Consider the following 16,873-nt stretch of genomic DNA (forward strand, 5'->3'; position numbering starts at 1 on the left):
GTGGGCGCGATCACCGGAACGTTCAAGGGTTTCGGTGTCACCTTCTCGCACATGTTCAAGAAGGTCGTCACCACCGACTACCCGTTCAAGCCGCCGGTCTCGGCGCCGCGCTACCACGGGCGGCACATCCTCAACCGGCACCCGGACGGGCTGGAGAAGTGCATCGGCTGCGAGCTGTGCGCCTGGGCCTGCCCGGCGGACGCGATCTACGTCGAGGGCGGCGACAACACCGACGAGCAGCGCTTCTCGCCGGGTGAGCGGTACGCCAGCGTCTACCAGATCAACTACGCCCGCTGCATCTTCTGCGGTCTCTGCATCGAGGCCTGCCCGACCCGTTCGCTCACCATGAGCAACGAGTACGAGCTGGCCCGCGACAGCCGGCAGGACCTGATCTTCACGAAGGAGCAGCTGCTCGCGCCGCTGCTGCCGGGCATGGAGCAGCCGCCGCACCCGATGCGGCTGGGCGACAGCGAGAAGGACTACTACGTCGGCGCGCTGACCAACCCGGGCACCTCGGCCGGCGCGGAGCACTCGGCCAACAACCCGGGCCGGTACCAGTTGGAGGAGCACCCCGGTGTGACCTTCCCCGGTGCCGAGCAGCACGCCCAGCGGGCCGCGGCGGCCAAGGGGGATGGAGCATGACCACGCAGACGATCCTCGCCGCGGCGGGCGAGGTCTCCAGCGGGGAGCAGGTGACCTTCTACATCCTCGCCCCGCTGGCGCTGATCGGCGCCATCGGGATGGTCGCGGCGCGCAACGCGGTGCACTCCGCGCTCTGGCTGGTGCTGACCATGCTCTGTCTGGGCGTGTTCTACGTGCTCCAGGCCGGGCCGTTCATCGGCATGGTGCAGATCATCGTCTACACCGGCGCGATCATGATGCTCTTCCTGTTCGTGCTGATGCTGGTCGGGCGCGACGCCTCCGATTCGCTGATCGAGACCCTGCGCGGCCAGCGGGTCGCGGCCGTGGTGCTCGGGCTCGGCTTCGCCGGCCTGGCCGGCGGCGGGCTGTGGCGCGCGCTGGAGGGCACCACGGCGGTCGGCCTGGAACAGGCCAACGCCGAGGGCAACGTGCAGGGCATCGCCCGGCTGCTCTTCACCAAGTACGTCTTCGCCTTCGAGCTCACCTCGGCGCTGCTCATCACCGCCGCGGTCGGCGCGATGGTGCTGGCCCACATCGAGCGGCGCAAGCAGGACAAGCTGGACCAGCCGAAGACGATGCGGGCGCGGTTCGCCCCGGGCAACTACCCGGGCCCGAAGCCCGGCCCCGGCGTCTTCGCGACGTCCTCCTCGGTGGCCACGCCGGCCCGCCTGCCGGACGGCCGGCTGACCGAGCGGAGCACCCCGGACATCCTGCCGGTGCGCGAGCTCACCGACCGGGAGACCACGCTGAAGGGGACCGAAAAGTGAGCGCGAGGAGTGAGCTTGCGAGCCCCGCAGTCGCGAACGAAAGGCTGGCGCAGCGATGACGCCCGACTACTACCTGGTGCTGGCCGCGGTGCTCTTCACCATCGGCGCGGTCGGTGTGCTGATCCGGCGCAACGCGATCGTGCTGTTCATGTGCATCGAGCTGATGCTCAACGCGGCCAACCTGACGCTGGTCACCTTCAGCCGGATCAACGGTGACCTCAACGGCCAGATCATGGCGTTCTTCGTGATGGTGGTCGCGGCGGCCGAGGTCGTGGTCGGGCTCGCGATCATCATGGCGATCTTCCGGACCCGGCGCTCCGCGAGTGTCGACGACGCCAACCTGCTGAAGTACTGAGGGGTCCTGCGGTGGGAACGATTCTGACGAACGCCCCGGCTGAGCCGGTGGGCACCGTCGCCTACGCGACGGCGGACGGGCTGCTGGGCAGCGTGTGGCTGCTGGTGGCGATTCCGCTGGTCAGCGCGGCGATCCTGCTGCTGCTCGGCCGGCGGGCGGACCGCTGGGGGCACTGGCTCGGGGTGGCCGCCATCGGCGCCGCGTTCGTGCTGGGCCTGACCTACTTCCTCCAGCTGCGGGGCCTGGAGAACAAGTCGGTCGAGCTGAGCCTGTGGGACTTCATCACGGTCGGCGACCTGCGGGTGGACTTCGGTCTGCTGTTCGACCCGCTGGCGGCCGTCTTCGTGCTGCTGATCACCGGGGTGGGTTTCCTGATCCACCTCTACGCGGTCGAGTACATGTCGCACGACGCGGGGCGCAGGCGGTTCTTCGCCTACTTCAACCTGTTCGTCGCCGCCATGCTCCTGCTGGTGCTCGGCAACAACTACGTGATGCTCTACTTCGGCTGGGAGGGCGTCGGCCTGGCGTCGTACCTGCTGATCTCCTTCTGGTACGAGCGGCCCAGCGCCGCCACGGCCGGCAAGAAGGCGTTCCTGATGAACCGGGTCGGCGACGCCGGCCTGGCGATCGGCATCTTCATCATGTTCGCCACCCTCGGCACCACCCAGTACGACGAGGTCTTCAACGGGGTCGGTTCGCTGACCGCGACCACGGTGCTGGTGCTCGGCCTGCTGCTGCTGCTCGGCGCGACCGGCAAGTCCGGCCAGTTCCCGCTCCAGGCGTGGCTGCCGGACGCGATGGAGGGCCCGACCCCGGTGTCGGCGCTCATCCACGCCGCCACCATGGTCACCGCGGGCGTCTACCTGATCGCCCGGTCCAACCCGATCTTCTCGGCCAACTCCACCCTCCAGTTGGTGGTGGTGAGCGTCGGTGCGCTGACGCTGCTGATCGGCTGCGTCATCGGCGCGGCCAAGGACGACATCAAGCGGGTGCTGGCCTGGTCGACGGTGAGCCAGATCGGCTACATGTTCCTGGGCGTCGGCCTCGGCGGCGGGGCGTACGCGCTGGCGATCGTGCACCTGCTGGCGCACGGCTTCTTCAAGGCCAACATGTTCCTCGGCGCCGGCTCGGTCATGCACGGCATGAACGACCAGGTCGACATCCGCCGCTTCGGCGGGCTCGCGAAGTACATGAAGGTCACCTGGATCACCTTCATGACGGGTTGGCTCGCCATCATCGGCATCCCGCCGCTGTCCGGCTTCTTCTCCAAGGAGCCGATCATCGTGGCCGCGTTCGAGCGGGACGACTGGACGGCCTGGCTCTTCGGCATGGCCGCGCTGCTCGGCGCCGGGCTGACCGCGTTCTACATGACCCGCCTCTTCGTGCTCACCTTCCACGGGCCGAAGCGGTGGACGGAGGACATCGGGCACCCGCACGAGTCGCCGAAGCTGATGACGATCCCGCTGATCCTGCTGGCGGTCGGCTCGGTCGGCGCGGGTTGGCTGCTCTCCACCTCGGTGCCGGACTGGCTCACCGCCACGGCCGGGCTCGGTGCGGCAGAGGGGGAGCACCACGCGGTGCTCTCGCACACCGTGATCACGATCCTGTCGATCCTGGTCACCGTCCTCGGCGCCGGGCTCGCCTGGTTCCTGTTCCGCAACGGCACGGCCACCGCGCCGCAGCCGGCCGGGGTGCTGGTCACCGCCGCGCGGAAGAACCTCTACACCGACGCGGTCAACGAGGCGGTCTTCGAGAAGCCGGGCATCTTCCTCACCCGGGCGCTGGTCTACCTCGACAACCGGGGCATCGACGGGCTGGTCAACGGCCTCGCGGCGGGGATCGGTGGCGGCTCGGGCCGGCTCCGGCGGCTCCAGACGGGCTTCGTCCGGTCGTACGCCACGTCGATCCTGGCCGGCGCGCTGCTGGTGCTGGCGGCGTTCCTCGCCGTCGAGGCGGGGTGGCTGGCGTGATCGACCTCTTCCAGGCGGCCGTCACCGGCGGACCGCGCAGTGACGACGGAGGTAAGGCCGCATAATGTCCGACTTCCCGTTCCTCTCGGTGCTCACCGTGGCGCCGCTGGTCGGCGCCCTGGTGGTGGCCCTGCTGCCGCGCAGCCGGCCGGAGCTGGCCAAGCAGGTGGCGCTCGGCTGGTCGCTGCTGGTGCTGGTGCTGTCGGTGGTCATGTGGGTGACCTTCGAGGTCGGCGGTGACCGCTTCCAGTTCCGCGAGTCCTACGCGTGGATCCCCAACTGGGGCGTCAACTTCACCTTCGCCGCCGACGGCATCGCGCTGGTGATGCTGATGCTGATCGCGGTGCTCGTGCCGCTGGTGATCCTGGCGTCCTGGCACGACGCCGAGTCGTCGAAGCGGTCGGTGCCGGTCTACTTCGCCCTGCTGCTCGTCCTCGAGTGCACGATGATCGGCGTCTTCGCCGCCGCCGACGTCTTCCTGTTCTACGTGTTCTTCGAGGTCATGCTGGTGCCGATGTACTTCCTCATCGGCAGCTACGGCGGCCACCAGCGGCAGTACGCGGCGGTGAAGTTCTTCCTCTACTCGCTGGTCGGCGGCCTGTTCATGCTCGCCGCGGTGATCGGCCTCTGGGTGGTCGGTGGGAAGACCTTCGACTGGCAGGCGCTGTCCCAGGTGGACATCTCCACGGGCACGGAGCGCTGGCTGTTCCTCGGCTTCTTCCTCGCGTTCGCGATCAAGGCGCCGTTCTTCCCGTTCCACACCTGGCTGCCGGACGCCGGTGGCGCGGCCCCGGCCGGCGCGGCGGCGCTGCTCGTCGGCGTGCTGGACAAGGTCGGCACGTTCGGCATCCTGCGCTACTGCCTGCCGCTGTTCCCGGACGCGGCCAAGTGGTTCGCGCCGTGGGCGCTGGCGCTGGGCGTGATCGGCATCATCTACGCCGCGCTGCTGGCGGTCGGCCAGAACGACCTGAAGCGGCTGGTGTCGTACACCTCGATCGCGCACTTCGGCTTCATCGGCGTGGGCATCTTCGCCTTCACCACCCAGGCCGGCACCGGCGCGGTGCTCTACATGGTCAACCACGGGCTCGCGACCGGCCTGCTCTTCCTGGTGGTGGGCATGCTCATCGCCCGGCGGGGCTCGGCGTTGATCAGCGACTTCGGCGGCGCGGGCAAGCTGGTGCCGATCCTGGCCGGGGTGCTCTTCTTCGCCGGTCTGGCCTCACTCGCGCTGCCCGGCACCGCGCCGTTCGTCTCCGAGTTCCTGGTGCTGATCGGCACGTTCACGGTGAACAAGCCGGTCGCGGTGATCGCGACGCTCGGCATCATCCTGGCCGCCGCGTACGTGCTGTGGATGGTGCAGCGCACCACCCAGGGCACGCTCAACCCGGCCCTGACCGAGATCGACGGCATGCGGCGCGACCTCAACCTGCGCGAGAAGGTCGTGGTCGCCCCGCTGATCGCGCTGATCGTGCTGCTGGGCTTCTACCCGAAGCCGGTCACCGACGTGATCAACCCGGCCGTGCAGGCGACCATGCAGGACGTCGGCCGGACCGACCCCGCCCCGACGTCGGGCGGAACCGTTCAGGAGGCGGCCAAGTGAGCGCGAGGAGTGAGCTTGCGAGCCCCGCAGTCGCGATCAAGAGCGGCCAAGTGAGCGCGAGGAGTGAACGAGCGGAGCGAGTGAGCCCCGCAGTCGCGAACGAAAGGTTTGCGCAGTGACCGAGCTCAAGTTGCCGTCGATCGACTACGCGGCGCTCGCTCCCACCCTGATCATGCTGGGCGCCGCGCTGTTCGGCGTCCTGGTCGAGGCGTTCGTGCCCCGTCGGCTCCGGCACGTGGTCCAGTTGTCGCTGGCCCTGCTGGCCGTGCTCGCCGCGCTGACCATGGTGGTGCTGGCCGCCGACGAGCGGACGATCACCATCGGCGGGGCGATCGCGGTGGACGGGCCCACCCTCTTCCTCCAGGGCGCGATCCTGGTGCTCGCCGCGATGGCGCTGCTGCTCATCGGTGAGCGCACGGTGGAGCGGGGCGGGGCGTTCGTCGCCCAGGCCGCCGTCACCGCCGAGTCGGCCGACGACCGGCGGCAGGCCGAGGGGAAGAACGGCCTCACCGAGGTGTACCCGCTGACCACGTTCGCGATCGGCGGCATGCTGATCTTCGTGGCGGCGAACGACCTGCTGACCATGTTCATCGCGCTCGAGGTCTTCTCGCTGCCGTTGTACCTGCTCTGCGCGCTGGCCCGTCGCCGGCGGCTGCTGAGCCAGGAGGCCGCGCTGAAGTACTTCATGCTCGGCGCGTACGCCTCGGCCTTCTTCCTGTTCGGCGTGGCCCTGATCTACGGCTTCACCTCGGGCATCCCGGGCCGGCCGGCCGGCGTGGACTTCGCCACCATCGACGCCGCCGTCACGAACTCCCCGGCCAGCCCGGTGCTGCTCTTCGCCGGCATGGCGATGCTCGCCATCGGCCTGCTCTTCAAGGCGGCGGCCGCCCCCTTCCACGTCTGGACGCCGGACGTCTACCAGGGCGCGCCGACCCCGATCACCGGCTTCATGGCCGCCTGCACCAAGGTCGCCGCGTTCGGCGCCCTGCTGCGGGTGTTCCACGTCGCGTTCGACGGGGCCCGGTGGGACTTCACCCCGGTCCTCGGCGTGGTGGCGGTGCTCACCATGCTGGTCGGTGCGGTGCTGGCGGTCACCCAGACCGACATCAAGCGGCTGCTGGCGTACTCGTCGATCGCCAACGCCGGCTACCTGCTGGTCGGCGTGCTGGCGCCCGGCGCCGCCGGGGTCTCCGGGACGATGTTCTACCTGGTCGCGTACGGCTTCTCGGTGCTCGCCGCGTTCGCCGTGGTGACCCTGGTCCGCGACGCCGACGGGGAGGCCACCCACCTGTCCCGCTGGGCGGGTCTGGGGCGTCGATCGCCGTTCTACGCCGGGCTCTTCACCTTCGTCCTGCTGGCCTTCGCCGGCATCCCGCTGACCAGCGGCTTCACGAGCAAGTTCGCGGTCTTCGGCCCGGCGCTCGACGGCGGGCAGGCCTGGCTGGTGATCGCCGGCGTGCTGACCAGCATGGTGCTGGCCTTCCCGTACCTGCGGGTCGTGGTGATGATGTGGCTCTCCGAGCCGGGCGAGTCGACGCCGACCGTCGCGGTGCCCGGTGGGCTGACCTCGGCCGCGCTGATGATCGGCGTGCTCGCCACGCTGGTCCTCGGTGTCGCCCCCGCGCCCCTGCTCGACCTGGCCACGGGAGCCGCCGAGTTTGTCAGATGACCGACGCTCGCGCCCACGGGGGCCGGTACGCCACGGCGTGCCGGCCCCCGTGCCGTATCCCCAATCCCGAGCAGGTCGGATGGGTGTGGCATGGTTGATGGCGTGGTGAATCCGGCTGGCGAGCGTTCAGGTGCCCCCGGGTCCGGCGGCCGTCGGACCAGGGTGAGCACGAGTCAGTTCGGCGCGCTCGGCCTCTATCTCGCCGACCCCCGCGTCGAGGCGTCCGTGCTGGGCCTGCTGGAGGGCGTGGAGGCCGAGTTGCGGGCCAGCGTGGCCAGCGCCGACCCCTTCGTCACGGAGGCCGCCCGGCACCTCGTGGAGGCCGGCGGCAAGCGGTTCCGCCCGCTGCTGGTGGCGCTGGGCGCACAGTTCGGTGACCCGACCAACGCGCAGGTCGTACCGGCGGCGGTCGTGATGGAGCTCACCCACCTGGCGACGCTCTACCACGACGACGTGATGGACGAGGCCGCCGTGCGCCGGGGGGCGCCGAGCGCCAACTCCCGGTGGACCAACTCGGTGGCCATCCTCGTCGGCGACTACCTCTTCGCCCGCGCCGCCGACATCGCCGCCGACCTGGGCATCGAGGCCGTACGCCTCCAGGCGCGCACCTTCGCCCGGCTGGTGCACGGCCAGATCGCCGAGACCGTCGGCCCGCGCCCCGGCGACGACCCGGTGGCCCACTACCTCGACGTGATCGCGGGCAAGACCGGCTCGCTTATCGCCACCTCGGCCCGCTTCGGCGGCATGTTCGGCGGCGCCTCCCCGGAGCACATCGAGGCGCTGGCCGGCTACGGCGAGACCATCGGCGTGGCCTTCCAGCTCTCCGACGACCTGCTCGACATCGCCTCGGAGTCGGCCGAGTCGGGCAAGACACCCGGCACCGACCTCCGTGAGGGCGTGCCGACCCTGCCGGTGCTCTACGCGCTGGCCTCCGACGACGCCGATGCCGCCTCGGTGCGGCTGCGGGAGATCCTGGCCACCGGCCCGCTGACCGACGACGACCTGCACGCCGAGGCGCTCGGCCTGCTCCGCGAGAGCCCCGCGCTCAAGCGGGCCCGGGAGACGGTCCGCGGCCACGCCGAGGAGGCCCGGGAGCAGCTCGCGCCGCTGCCGGAGGGCCCGGCCCGCCGCGCCCTCGAATCCCTCTGCGACTACATCGCCGACCGCACGAGCTGACCCCGGCCCGCCCCGTTCGGAGGCGGGTACGCCGCCCGGGTCGGCCCCGGCCGGGATCAGTGCCGGGCGAGCAACCGGCTGCCGGTGAGCATCAGGGCGGCCGCGGCCAGCATGGCGACCGCCGCGACGGACCACATGACGGGGTATCCGGCGTGACCGGCGACCGCGCCGAGGCCCAGCGGGCCGAGGCAGCCGCCCGCGTACACCCCGGTCTGGGTGATCGAGGTGGCGGCGGCGGGCGCCTGCGGGTGCAGCCGGACCACCGCGAAGGTCATCAGGCCCGGCCACGCCCAGCCCAGGCCGAACCCGAGCAGCACACCGACCACCAGCGGCGCCGGGCCGGCCACCGCGAGCAGGCCCAGCCCGGCCGCGCCGACCACGAGCATGCCGGCGACGAGGGCCACGTGGCCGGCGGCGCGCCGGTCCGCCAGCCAGCCCAGGAAGACCCGGGCGGCGACGCAGACCACACTGCCCAGGGTCAGGGTCAGGCCGGCCAGCGCGGGCGACAGCCCTCGGCCGGCGGCGGAATCCACCAGGAAGGTGCCCAGCGCGTTCGCCGAGGCCGCGGCGAGGGTCCCGGCCGCCCCGACCACCACCAGGGCGCCGGTGGCGCGGCCGGCATGGGCGGGAGCGGCCCTTCGCGCGGGGCGTGGCTCCCGCGCGGGTACGGCCGCCAGCGCCGCCAGGGCCGCGCCGGCACCCGCCACGAAGGCCCAGCGCCAGCCGGCCGTCAGCGCGACGGTCGGCACCGCCGCCCCGGCCAGCAGGGTGGCGACGGGGATGGCGGCCTGCTTCACCCCGAACGACAGCCCCTGCCGCCGGGCCGGGACGTGCCGGGCGAGGGCGGCGTTGCTGGCGAGCTGCCCGAGGGCGTTGGCGGTGCCGCTGAGCGCGAGCAGCCCGAGCAGGACCGGGTACGAGCGGGCCACCGCCGCCACGGCCAGCAGGCAGGCGGCGGAGATCAGGATGCCGGCGCGGGCCACCACGGCGGGCCCGTACCGCTCGGCGAGGACACCGGAGGGCACCGAGGCCAGCGCGCCCACCCCGAAGTAGACCGACACGGCCAGCCCCAGGCCGGCGGGGGAGAAGCCGAGATCCGCGCCCATCTGCACCGCCAGGCCGCCGAGCAGGAAGACCGGCAGGACACAGGCGATGGTGACGGCGACTGCGCCGGCGGCGGCCCGGACGGGCCGGGACGGGCCGAGGCCCGGGGCGGGGTGGAGCGCGGTCTCGGTCATGGTCCGGCAAATCTACGCGAGCCGTCATCGCGTCACGCATTGTGCCTGTCGCTGGCACGCGCTGTGGGTGAAGATCTGGCATCCTCCACCCGAACAGGCATTTCGCACCCGGCCTGTTTTTCATATGGTGTAAGTCCCCGGCGGCGGAGGTGGTTGTGCGCGACCCCCTGGCGGAACCTTCGGATCTCATCCGGAGCGTGTCCCGCGCGCTACGAGTGCTCGAGTCGGTCGGTCGCGCCCCGAAAGGGCTGACCGTCAAGCAGATCGCCCGGCGCTGTGAGCTGACCGTGGCGACGACCTACCACCTGGTCCGCACCCTCGCCTACGAGGGCTACGTGATCAGACGCGAGGACGGCACCTACATCGTGGGCTTGGAGGTGGCCGACCGCTACCGCGAGCTGGTCACGGCGTTCCGTGGGCCGCCGGTGGTCGGGGAGAGCCTGCGCCGGGCCGCCATGGACACGGGCTACAGCCACTACCTCGGCCGGTTCGTGGGCGGCCAGGTGGCGCTCACGGCCCTGGCCGAGGGGCCCCGTTCGCCGTACCTGGAGGACCTGGTGCCCGGGTTCGACGAGGGCGCCCACGCGACCGCCCTCGGCAAGGCGCTGCTGGCCACGCTGACGGCCGATCAGCGCTTCCGCTACCTGCGCGAGTACGGCATGCGTCCGTTCACCTCCGCCACCCTGACCAGTCCCGAGGCGTTCGAGGTCGACCTGGCCGCCGGGGACCGCCGGGGCATGCAGCTGGAGCTGGGGCAGTTCCGGCAGGGCGTGGCCTGCGCCGCGGTGCTGGTCAGCCCGGACAAGGACATGGAGCGTCGGGTGGTGCTGGCCTGCGCGCTGCCGGCCGGCGAGATGATGACCTCCGCGCGGGTGGTCCGGGCGAAGCTGCTGACGGCCGCCCGGGCGATCGCCGACGGTCTGGCCACCGACAGCTGACCCGACCGATGCCGGGCGGCGGGCCCGGAACGGCCGAGGGCCCTCTCCCCGGCTGGGAGAGGGCCCTCGGCGGCGGTCCAGCGCCGGACCGCCCGAGGAGGAGTCAGCTACCGATCGGGCCGCCGTCGAGCCGCCAGGTGACCACCACGCCCGGCTTGGCGTAGTCGCCGTCCGGCCAGTTCGAGGCGGGCTTCTCGACCGACGCCCCGCTGATCTCACCCGGGTGCTGCACCGCCACGAAGACCGAGCGGTTGTCCCCGGTGATGAACGGGCCGCACGCCTCGGCGCCCAACGGCACCGTCAGGAACTGCTTGAGGTGGCCCCGCTCCGGCCCCTCGACGGCGGTGGCGAAGAGGCCGTCGTTGCTGCCCAGCGCGTTGCCGTCGGTGGAGATCCAGAGGTTCCCGGTGGCGTCGAACGCCACGTTGTCCGGGCAGGAGATCGGGGAGACCTTCGACTTGTCGTACCCGGCGAAGAAGGTCGACGGGTCGGCCGGGTCGCCGGCGACGATCGGCAGCGACCAGGCGAAGGTCTCGGCGGCGTTGTCGCCCCGGTCCTCGACCAGCTCCAGCACCTGGCCGTGCTTGTTGAGGTTGCGCGGGTTGGCCTCGTCGGCGGCCGGCTTGCCGGCCTTGCCCCGGTCGGTGTTGTTGGTCAGTGCCACGTACACCTTGCCGGTGAGCAGGCTCGGCTCGACGTCCTCCGGGCGGTCCATCTTGGTGGCCCCGACCTTGTCGCCGGCGAGCCGGGTGAAGGTGAGCACGTCGGCGGCGGTCATCCCGTCGACGTACGAGCGGTTGCCGCTGACCAGCTTGATCCACCGGCCCCGGCCGTTGAACGCCCCGTCGGAGGGGAGCTTGCCGGACCCGTCGATCTCGTCGGCGCTGGTCTGGTCGAGCTGCGCCACGTAGAGGGTGCCCGACTCCAGCAGGGTCAGGTTGTGCCGGCGGGCGACCCAGGAGTTGCCCTTCATGAACTTCTTGTCGGAGACGAACTTGTAGAGGTAGTCGAACCGCTCGTCGTCGCCCGAGTACGCGACCACGTGCCCGTTCTTCGCGACGATGACGTTCGCGCCCTCGTGCTTGAACCGGCCCAGCGCGGTGTGCTTGCGCGGGCGGCTCTCCGGGTCGAACGGGTCGATCTCCACGATCCAGCCGTGCCGGTTGGCCTCGTTCGGGTGCTTGGCCAGGTCGAACCGCTCGTCGGCGCGCTCCCACTTGCGGCTGCCGCTCGGGTGGCGGGCGGTGGTGTTGATGCCGTACCGGGCCAGCCGGGCCTTGTCGGCCTCCGGCGCGCCGTCGCCGCCGACGAAGTACTGGTTGAAGTTCTCCTCGCCGGAGAGGACCGTGCCCCACGGGGTCACCCCGCCGGCGCAGTTGTTGAGGGTGCCGACCACCGTGCGGCCCTTCGGGTCGGCGGCGGTGCGCAGGTGGACCGAGCCGGCGGCCGGCCCGGTCAGCTCGAACTGCGTGGCCAGCGCGGTGATCCGCCGGTTGTACGGCCGCCGGCCCCTGGTGACCGGCCGCCACTGCCCGGTGCCGTCGACCCGCTCCAGCTCCACCACGGACAGGCCGTGCGCGGCCATCGCGATCCGGAGCTGCTCGACGGTCAGCGCGTCCTGGCTCGTGAAGCCGGGGAACATCAGGTCCTCGTTGGTGTACTCGTGGTTGACCACGAGCAGCGCCCGCTGGCCGCGCCCGTCGAGCGGGAGCACCCCGACGAAGTCGTTGTTGTAGCCGAACTGCCGGGCCTGCGCGGCGGAGGACTGGGCGTGCACGTCGAACTCGGGAGCGCCCGGGACGACCGGGTCGCCCCAGCGGATGACGACCGCATGGTCGTACCCGTTGGGCACGACGAAGGTGTCCAGGGTGTTCGGGGGAACCGGCTTGAAGGTCAGCGCGCCGCTGCCGATGCCGCCGGAGGGGCGGCCGAAGCCGACGGCCTCGGGGACGGTGGGGGTGGGGGTGGCGGGGGCGGCCGCGGCGGGCGCCGCGTTGGCCGCCGCGCCGCCGAAGCCGAGGACCAGCGCGCCGACCGCGCCGGCACGGACCACGCCGCGCCGGGACACCTGCGCGTCCACCACGTCCCCGAAGTACGCGTTGTCGGAGGTGTTGGGGACCGGGTGGTCACACGCGTTGCCGCACCGGTAGAGACAGGTCATCGCGTCGCGGCTGCCGTGGCGGGTGGCGCCCAGCAACGGAAGCAGCCGGGGACGGTCGCTCATGGAAGGAGCCTCCTGGAGGGGTTGGTGCACGCCGGACCAGCCGCTGGCGTGCGTACCCGCCGGACGCTAGGAGGGTGTGATGAGCGGGCGTCGGCGACGGCGTGAACCAGACGTGAACACCCCCTGCCCACGCGGCCTGGCCACCCTCGTCGACCTTGCGCTTGTGGCCCGCGAAATGCGAGCTAAACCCCTTTTGCCTGGGCAGGAAGTGCAAGATCGCGAGGGAGGGCGGCGGTGGCGCGGCGGGAGTTGCGGGTGTGGCGGAGGGCGTCGACGGTGAAGACGATCAGGGCCAGCCAGACCAGGGCGAAGCCGGCCACGCGGGCGGGGGGCATCGGCTCGTGGAAGATCAGCACGCCGCAGCCGAGCTGGAGGATCGGGGCCAGGTACTGGACCATCCCGAGGGTGGTGAGCGGGAGCCGGTTCGCCGCCCCGGCGAAGAGCAGCAGCGGGATCGCGGTCGCCGCCCCGGCCGAGACCAGCAGCGCGGTGTGCCCGATCGACACCTGCCCGAACGTGGCCCCGCCGTCGGCGCCGAGCCAGACCAGGTACGCCAGGGCGGGCAGCGCCAGCACCGCCGACTCGACGAAGAGCCCCTCCGCGGCGGGCAGCCCGAGCCGCTTCTTGACCAGGCCGTACCCGGCGAAGGTGAGGCCCAGGGTCAGTGCCAGGTAGGGCAGCCGCCCGTAGTCGACGGTCAGCACGGCCACGGCCAGCCCGCCGATGCCGAGCGCCACCCACTGTGCCGGGCGCAGCCGCTCGCGCAGCACGGTGACGCCCAGCAGCACCACCACCAGCGGGTTGATGAAGTAGCCGAGGGCGGTCTCCACCACCCGGTCGGTGGTGACGCCGTAGATGTAGGTGCCCCAGTTGACGGCGATCAGCGCGGCGGCGACACCGATGCCGGCCAGCGCGCGGGGCCGGCGCAGCAGCGTCCGCAGGAACCCGATGTTGCGCATCGCGGCCAGCAGCAGGGCGACGAAGGCCACCGACCACACGATCCGGTGGGCCAGGATCTCCACCGGCCCGGCCGGGCGCATCAGCTTCAGGTAGACCGGAAAGAAGCCCCAGATGAGGTACGCGGTGATGCTGTAGACGTAGCCGAGGCGGAGTGGCGTCACGCCTCCACCGTAAGGGGCGAACGGCCGATCGGATCCTTGCCGGTGACCTGGCTCACCGGCGTGTTCCGCTGGTCGAGCTGCATCCAGCGGTGCGGATCGGCCAGCGGGTCGAAGCCGGCCTTCGCGTACACCCCGTGGGCGTCCTCGGTGGCCAGCAGGATCCGGCGTACGCCCAGGGTGGCGAGGTGGTCGCGGACCGTGCCGGCCAGCCAGGTGCCCAGCCCCCGGCCCCGCTCGGCGGGGTCGACGTAGACGTCGCAGAGCCAGGCGAAGGTGGCCCCGTCGGTGACCGCCCGGGCGACCGCGACCTGCCGGCCGTCGCCGGGGCGGTAGACGCCGAACGGCACCGACCCGGCGAAGGCCCGCGCCACCGTCTCCCGGTCCCGCCCGATCGCCCAGTACGCGTCGGTGGAGAGCCAGTGGTGCGCCAGGTCCAGCTCGATCCGGGCCGGGTCGGTGCTGATCAGGTAGCCGTCGTCGCGAGTCAGGGTGAACATGCCGTGACGCTAGCCCGGCCCCCCGGGCCCCGCGCCGGCCAATTCCCGCCCTCTGGTCAGCCGACCGGAGGGCGGATCGCGTCAGTCCCGGTCGAGCACGGCGCCCAGGATCCAGGTGACGATGCCGACGAAGAGCGCGCCGAGCACCGCCTCCGGCCAGAAGCTCTCGACGTGGAAGGGCAGCCCGGCCTGGTCGGCGATCCAGCTCGTGAGCAGGAAGAGCAGCCCGTTGACCACCAGCGCGATCAGCCCGAGGGTCAGCAGGTAGAAGCCGCAGCCGACGGTCTTGATGATCGGCTGGAGCACCGCGTTGACCACACCGAAGATCACCGAGACGAGGATCAGCGTGGTGACCGCCTCGACGGCGGACGCCGAATCCAGCGTGATGCCCGGGATGAGCAGCGTGGCCAGCCAGAAGGCCAGCGCCGTGCTGCCCAGTCGGATCAGCAGCCCCTTGAGGAAACCCATGGCGGGGATCGTGCCACGGACGCGCCACGCACGGAACCCGCGAAGGACCTCGAACCCCTCGTCGTCCGGCGGCTCAGCGCCGGGCGGGGCGGCCGATCAGCTGCGACTCGATCGGAGTGGGGGAGAGCAGCGCCCAGCGCAGCGCCCGGCGGTTGACCACCGCGACCATGTCGTCCCGGATCCGGGTCAACCACTCCGCCGAACCGCCGAGGCCCAGCGCGGCGCCGGCCACGGCGGCCTCGGCAGGGGCGAGCGGTTGCAGCACGGCCAGGTCGGCCCGGCCCAACGCGTCGGCGTCGGCGGGGGTCAGCTCGTCGCGGACCAGCAGCGTGGTCTGCCACGGGGAGCCCGGTTCCGGATCGGCGGGTGTCGGACCGGCGTCGACCACCACCAGGAGCGGGCGCAGCGGCGAGCCCGGCTCGCCCACCGGCCGGCCGGGCGGGACCATCGGAATCATCGCCCCGGGGGTGCCCACGCCCCGGACGAACGGTTCCCAGCCGCGCGGGCGGGCGGTCTGGACCACCACCCGGGCGCCGAGCGCCATGGCCCGCAGCGTGACGAGCTGTGCCGCGCGTACCCCACCGACGAGCATCACCCGGGTGCTCTCCGGCCGGAACAGCCGGACGGTCACGGCGCCACCGTGCCGGTTCCTGCCGACCATCAGCCCCGCCTCGCCGACGGTCAGCTCCAGGCCGGCGGGCGTCGGGCCCGGTCCCGCCGCGCTCACCGCCGCGATCGGCAGCGTCCCGGCCAGCCCGTCGAGCTGCTCGCCGTCGAGCCGGCGTACCTCACCGCCCGCCTCGGCCAGCAGCCGGCGCAGCGCCTGCGCCGCGATCGACAGCTCCGTCGCGGTGGCGGCAGCCAGCCGTACGGTCAGCCCGGTCGGCACCGACGCGGGGTCGGCGCCGGCCCACGGCCCGGCGCAGAGCGACACCGTGGTCGCGGTCGCGGGCAGTGCGAGCAGCCGGGACACCAGCCGCCGGCCGGCGTCGGCACCCGCGTCGGGCCAGCGGCGCAGCCGGAAGGTGGTCTGGAGCAGGTCCCCCGCGCGGACCGCCTGCCAGGACTCCTGCACGGGATGGGCGTCGTGGTGGGCCAGCTCCGCCAGCACCCGCAGCGTCGCGTGCTCGCCGAGCGGGCGGGCGGTCGCCGGCCCGATCCGGCGCACGATCCGGCGCACCGTGCCGGAGAGTGCCCGCCGCAGCTCATCCCCGGTCCACCCCTCGACCCGGAGCACCCGGACGGCGAGCACCGCCCGGTCCCGGCCGGCGAGCCGGCCGTCGGTGAGCTGACGGTAGGAGGTGGCGACGGTGCCGCCCCCCGCGCCGACGGTCGGCGCCGGCGAGCCGGTCAGCAGGAGCTGGAGCCGGACCGGGGGGCCGTCCGGCGCGGCGGCCGGCAGCAGCGACGCCGGTAGCGGCAGTGGACGGGGAGCGTCGCCGAGCAGATCGGCCGGGTCACTGATCTCCAGGACGGACACCATGCCCGAGGCGTCGTCCAGCACGGCGGCCGACGTGCCGGCCAGCTCTGCGGGGCGGACGACCGCGCCCGGGCCGACCAGGTCCAGCAGGGCCGCCGGCCCGGCGGCCGGGGCCAGGGCGCGGCGCCGGCTCGCGTAACCCAGCCCGGTGACCAGCCACTCGAACAGCCAGCGCCCCCGCAGCCGCACCCACGCCACGGGCAGTAGCAGCGCGGCCACCCCCACGGCCGCCAGCATCGCCAGCACGCCTTCGTCCAGGGCCGCGACCACGGCGGCGACCGCCAGTTGGGTGGCGACGACCTGGCCGGCAAGGACGCCGACTCCACCCGGCCGGGCGACCGGGATCCACTGTGGCGGCAGGGCGGCCCGGGGCGCCGGCGGGCCCGGCGTGGGACCCGCCGGAGCCGGCGGGACCGGCACGGGCGCCGAGGTGGGCGGGCCGGGATCGTGGCCCGGGAGCGGTCGGCGCGGGCCCGGGCTGGTGGTCACCGTCACCGCGCCTCCTCGACCGATCACTCGCTGCGACACCGACGCCGCCCATCGTAAGCGGCGAGCGTGCGGGGCGGGGTGCCGCGGTCGTCCACAGGGGAGAGCGGCGGGGTAGCAGAACCGCGACCGGACCGCTACCGTCAGCGACGAGTTTTGCTGACCCCGCGCCCGACGCGCTCGGCGTCCGGGCGGCGCGAGCGGCGCGCCCGGTGGGCGGGCGCACCGACGGCCAGCCACGA

At 72.6% G+C, this 16,873-nt stretch carries 14 protein-coding genes; 8 read left to right on the forward strand and 6 right to left on the reverse strand.

The genetic code is table 11. The features are described 5' to 3' along the window. The 7 genes from nuoI (at nucleotide 1) to ABZ809_RS18765 (ending at nucleotide 8,179) form a co-directional block, all read left to right on the forward strand. On the forward strand, nucleotides 1-642 hold the full coding sequence (nuoI, locus tag ABZ809_RS18735; RefSeq protein ID WP_357563777.1) for an NADH-quinone oxidoreductase subunit NuoI: 642 nt from the start codon (nucleotides 1-3) through the stop codon (nucleotides 640-642). Further along, nucleotides 639-1,409: an NADH-quinone oxidoreductase subunit J gene (locus ABZ809_RS18740; protein ID WP_357563778.1), complete on the forward strand. Its 771-nt coding sequence runs from the start codon at nucleotides 639-641 to the stop codon at nucleotides 1,407-1,409. The genes nuoI and ABZ809_RS18740 overlap by 4 nt, the downstream gene beginning before the upstream one ends. A gap of 55 nt (nucleotides 1,410-1,464) precedes the next feature. Beyond that, complete coding sequence (gene nuoK / locus ABZ809_RS18745) at nucleotides 1,465-1,764, forward strand: NADH-quinone oxidoreductase subunit NuoK (protein ID WP_132232104.1); 300 nt, start codon at nucleotides 1,465-1,467, stop codon at nucleotides 1,762-1,764. Nucleotides 1,765-1,775: 11 nt separating this feature from the next. Then, nucleotides 1,776-3,734, forward strand: a complete 1,959-nt coding sequence (gene nuoL, locus ABZ809_RS18750) for an NADH-quinone oxidoreductase subunit L (protein WP_357563779.1) — start codon at nucleotides 1,776-1,778, stop codon at nucleotides 3,732-3,734. Between the two features lie 64 nt (nucleotides 3,735-3,798). Continuing rightward, nucleotides 3,799-5,334: an NADH-quinone oxidoreductase subunit M gene (locus ABZ809_RS18755; protein WP_357563780.1), complete on the forward strand. Its 1,536-nt coding sequence runs from the start codon at nucleotides 3,799-3,801 to the stop codon at nucleotides 5,332-5,334. 115 nt (nucleotides 5,335-5,449) lie between these two features. Continuing rightward, a complete protein-coding gene (gene nuoN, locus ABZ809_RS18760) occupies nucleotides 5,450-7,003 on the forward strand; it encodes an NADH-quinone oxidoreductase subunit NuoN (RefSeq protein WP_357563781.1) in 1,554 nt (517 codons plus the stop codon). A 90-nt stretch (nucleotides 7,004-7,093) separates the two neighbouring features. Further along, a complete protein-coding gene (locus tag ABZ809_RS18765) occupies nucleotides 7,094-8,179 on the forward strand; it encodes a polyprenyl synthetase family protein (RefSeq protein ID WP_357563782.1) in 1,086 nt (361 codons plus the stop codon). Nucleotides 8,180-8,235: 56 nt separating this feature from the next. Here the strand turns inward: ABZ809_RS18765 and ABZ809_RS18770 are convergent, their stop codons facing one another. Then, nucleotides 8,236-9,417 (reverse strand): MFS transporter, encoded by a 1,182-nt coding sequence (locus ABZ809_RS18770; RefSeq protein WP_357563783.1) that lies wholly within the window; start codon nucleotides 9,415-9,417, stop codon nucleotides 8,236-8,238. 155 nt (nucleotides 9,418-9,572) lie between these two features. Between ABZ809_RS18770 and ABZ809_RS18775 the strand changes: the two genes are divergently transcribed. Continuing rightward, the gene (locus ABZ809_RS18775) at nucleotides 9,573-10,355 is read left to right on the forward strand and encodes an IclR family transcriptional regulator C-terminal domain-containing protein (protein WP_357563784.1); all 783 of its coding nucleotides are present in this window, start codon (nucleotides 9,573-9,575) and stop codon (nucleotides 10,353-10,355) included. A 103-nt stretch (nucleotides 10,356-10,458) separates the two neighbouring features. Here the strand turns inward: ABZ809_RS18775 and ABZ809_RS18780 are convergent, their stop codons facing one another. From ABZ809_RS18780 to eccE, 5 genes are all read right to left on the reverse strand, one after another. Next, entirely contained in the window at nucleotides 10,459-12,579 is a 2,121-nt protein-coding gene (locus ABZ809_RS18780) for a PhoX family phosphatase (RefSeq protein WP_357563785.1), read from the reverse strand. Nucleotides 12,580-12,761: 182 nt separating this feature from the next. After that, nucleotides 12,762-13,700 (reverse strand): EamA family transporter RarD, encoded by a 939-nt coding sequence (rarD, locus tag ABZ809_RS18785; protein ID WP_357563786.1) that lies wholly within the window; start codon nucleotides 13,698-13,700, stop codon nucleotides 12,762-12,764. After that, nucleotides 13,697-14,197, reverse strand: coding sequence for a GNAT family N-acetyltransferase (locus tag ABZ809_RS18790; protein ID WP_357563787.1), 501 nt, complete (start codon nucleotides 14,195-14,197; stop codon nucleotides 13,697-13,699). Before ABZ809_RS18790 ends, rarD begins: the two co-directional genes overlap by 4 nt. Before the next feature lie 81 nt (nucleotides 14,198-14,278). Continuing rightward, nucleotides 14,279-14,665 carry a phage holin family protein gene (locus tag ABZ809_RS18795; protein WP_357563788.1) on the reverse strand — a complete coding sequence of 129 codons (387 nt, stop codon included), beginning with the start codon at nucleotides 14,663-14,665 and terminating at the stop codon, nucleotides 14,279-14,281. Nucleotides 14,666-14,738: 73 nt separating this feature from the next. Further along, a complete protein-coding gene (eccE, locus tag ABZ809_RS18800) occupies nucleotides 14,739-16,505 on the reverse strand; it encodes a type VII secretion protein EccE (protein ID WP_357563912.1) in 1,767 nt (588 codons plus the stop codon). Nucleotides 16,506-16,873 lie beyond the last annotated feature (368 nt).

This window comes from Micromonospora sp. NPDC047074 (assembly GCF_040643815.1).
Taxonomy (GTDB): Bacteria; Actinomycetota; Actinomycetes; order Mycobacteriales; family Micromonosporaceae; genus Micromonospora.

Excerpts from the sequence above, each read along its gene's own strand:
- ABZ809_RS18795 (WP_357563788.1), bottom strand. The coding sequence starts at position 14,665 with ATGGGTTTCCTCAAGGGGCTGCTGATCCGACTGGGCAGCACGGCGCTG.
- ABZ809_RS18770 (WP_357563783.1), bottom strand. The coding sequence starts at position 9,417 with ATGACCGAGACCGCGCTCCACCCCGCCCCGGGCCTCGGCCCGTCCCGG.
- nuoK (WP_132232104.1), top strand. The coding sequence starts at position 1,465 with ATGACGCCCGACTACTACCTGGTGCTGGCCGCGGTGCTCTTCACCATC.
- ABZ809_RS18755 (WP_357563780.1), top strand. The coding sequence starts at position 3,799 with ATGTCCGACTTCCCGTTCCTCTCGGTGCTCACCGTGGCGCCGCTGGTC.
- ABZ809_RS18780 (WP_357563785.1), bottom strand. The coding sequence starts at position 12,579 with ATGAGCGACCGTCCCCGGCTGCTTCCGTTGCTGGGCGCCACCCGCCAC.
- ABZ809_RS18765 (WP_357563782.1), top strand. The coding sequence starts at position 7,094 with ATGGTTGATGGCGTGGTGAATCCGGCTGGCGAGCGTTCAGGTGCCCCC.
- ABZ809_RS18790 (WP_357563787.1), bottom strand. The coding sequence starts at position 14,197 with ATGTTCACCCTGACTCGCGACGACGGCTACCTGATCAGCACCGACCCG.
- ABZ809_RS18740 (WP_357563778.1), top strand. The coding sequence starts at position 639 with ATGACCACGCAGACGATCCTCGCCGCGGCGGGCGAGGTCTCCAGCGGG.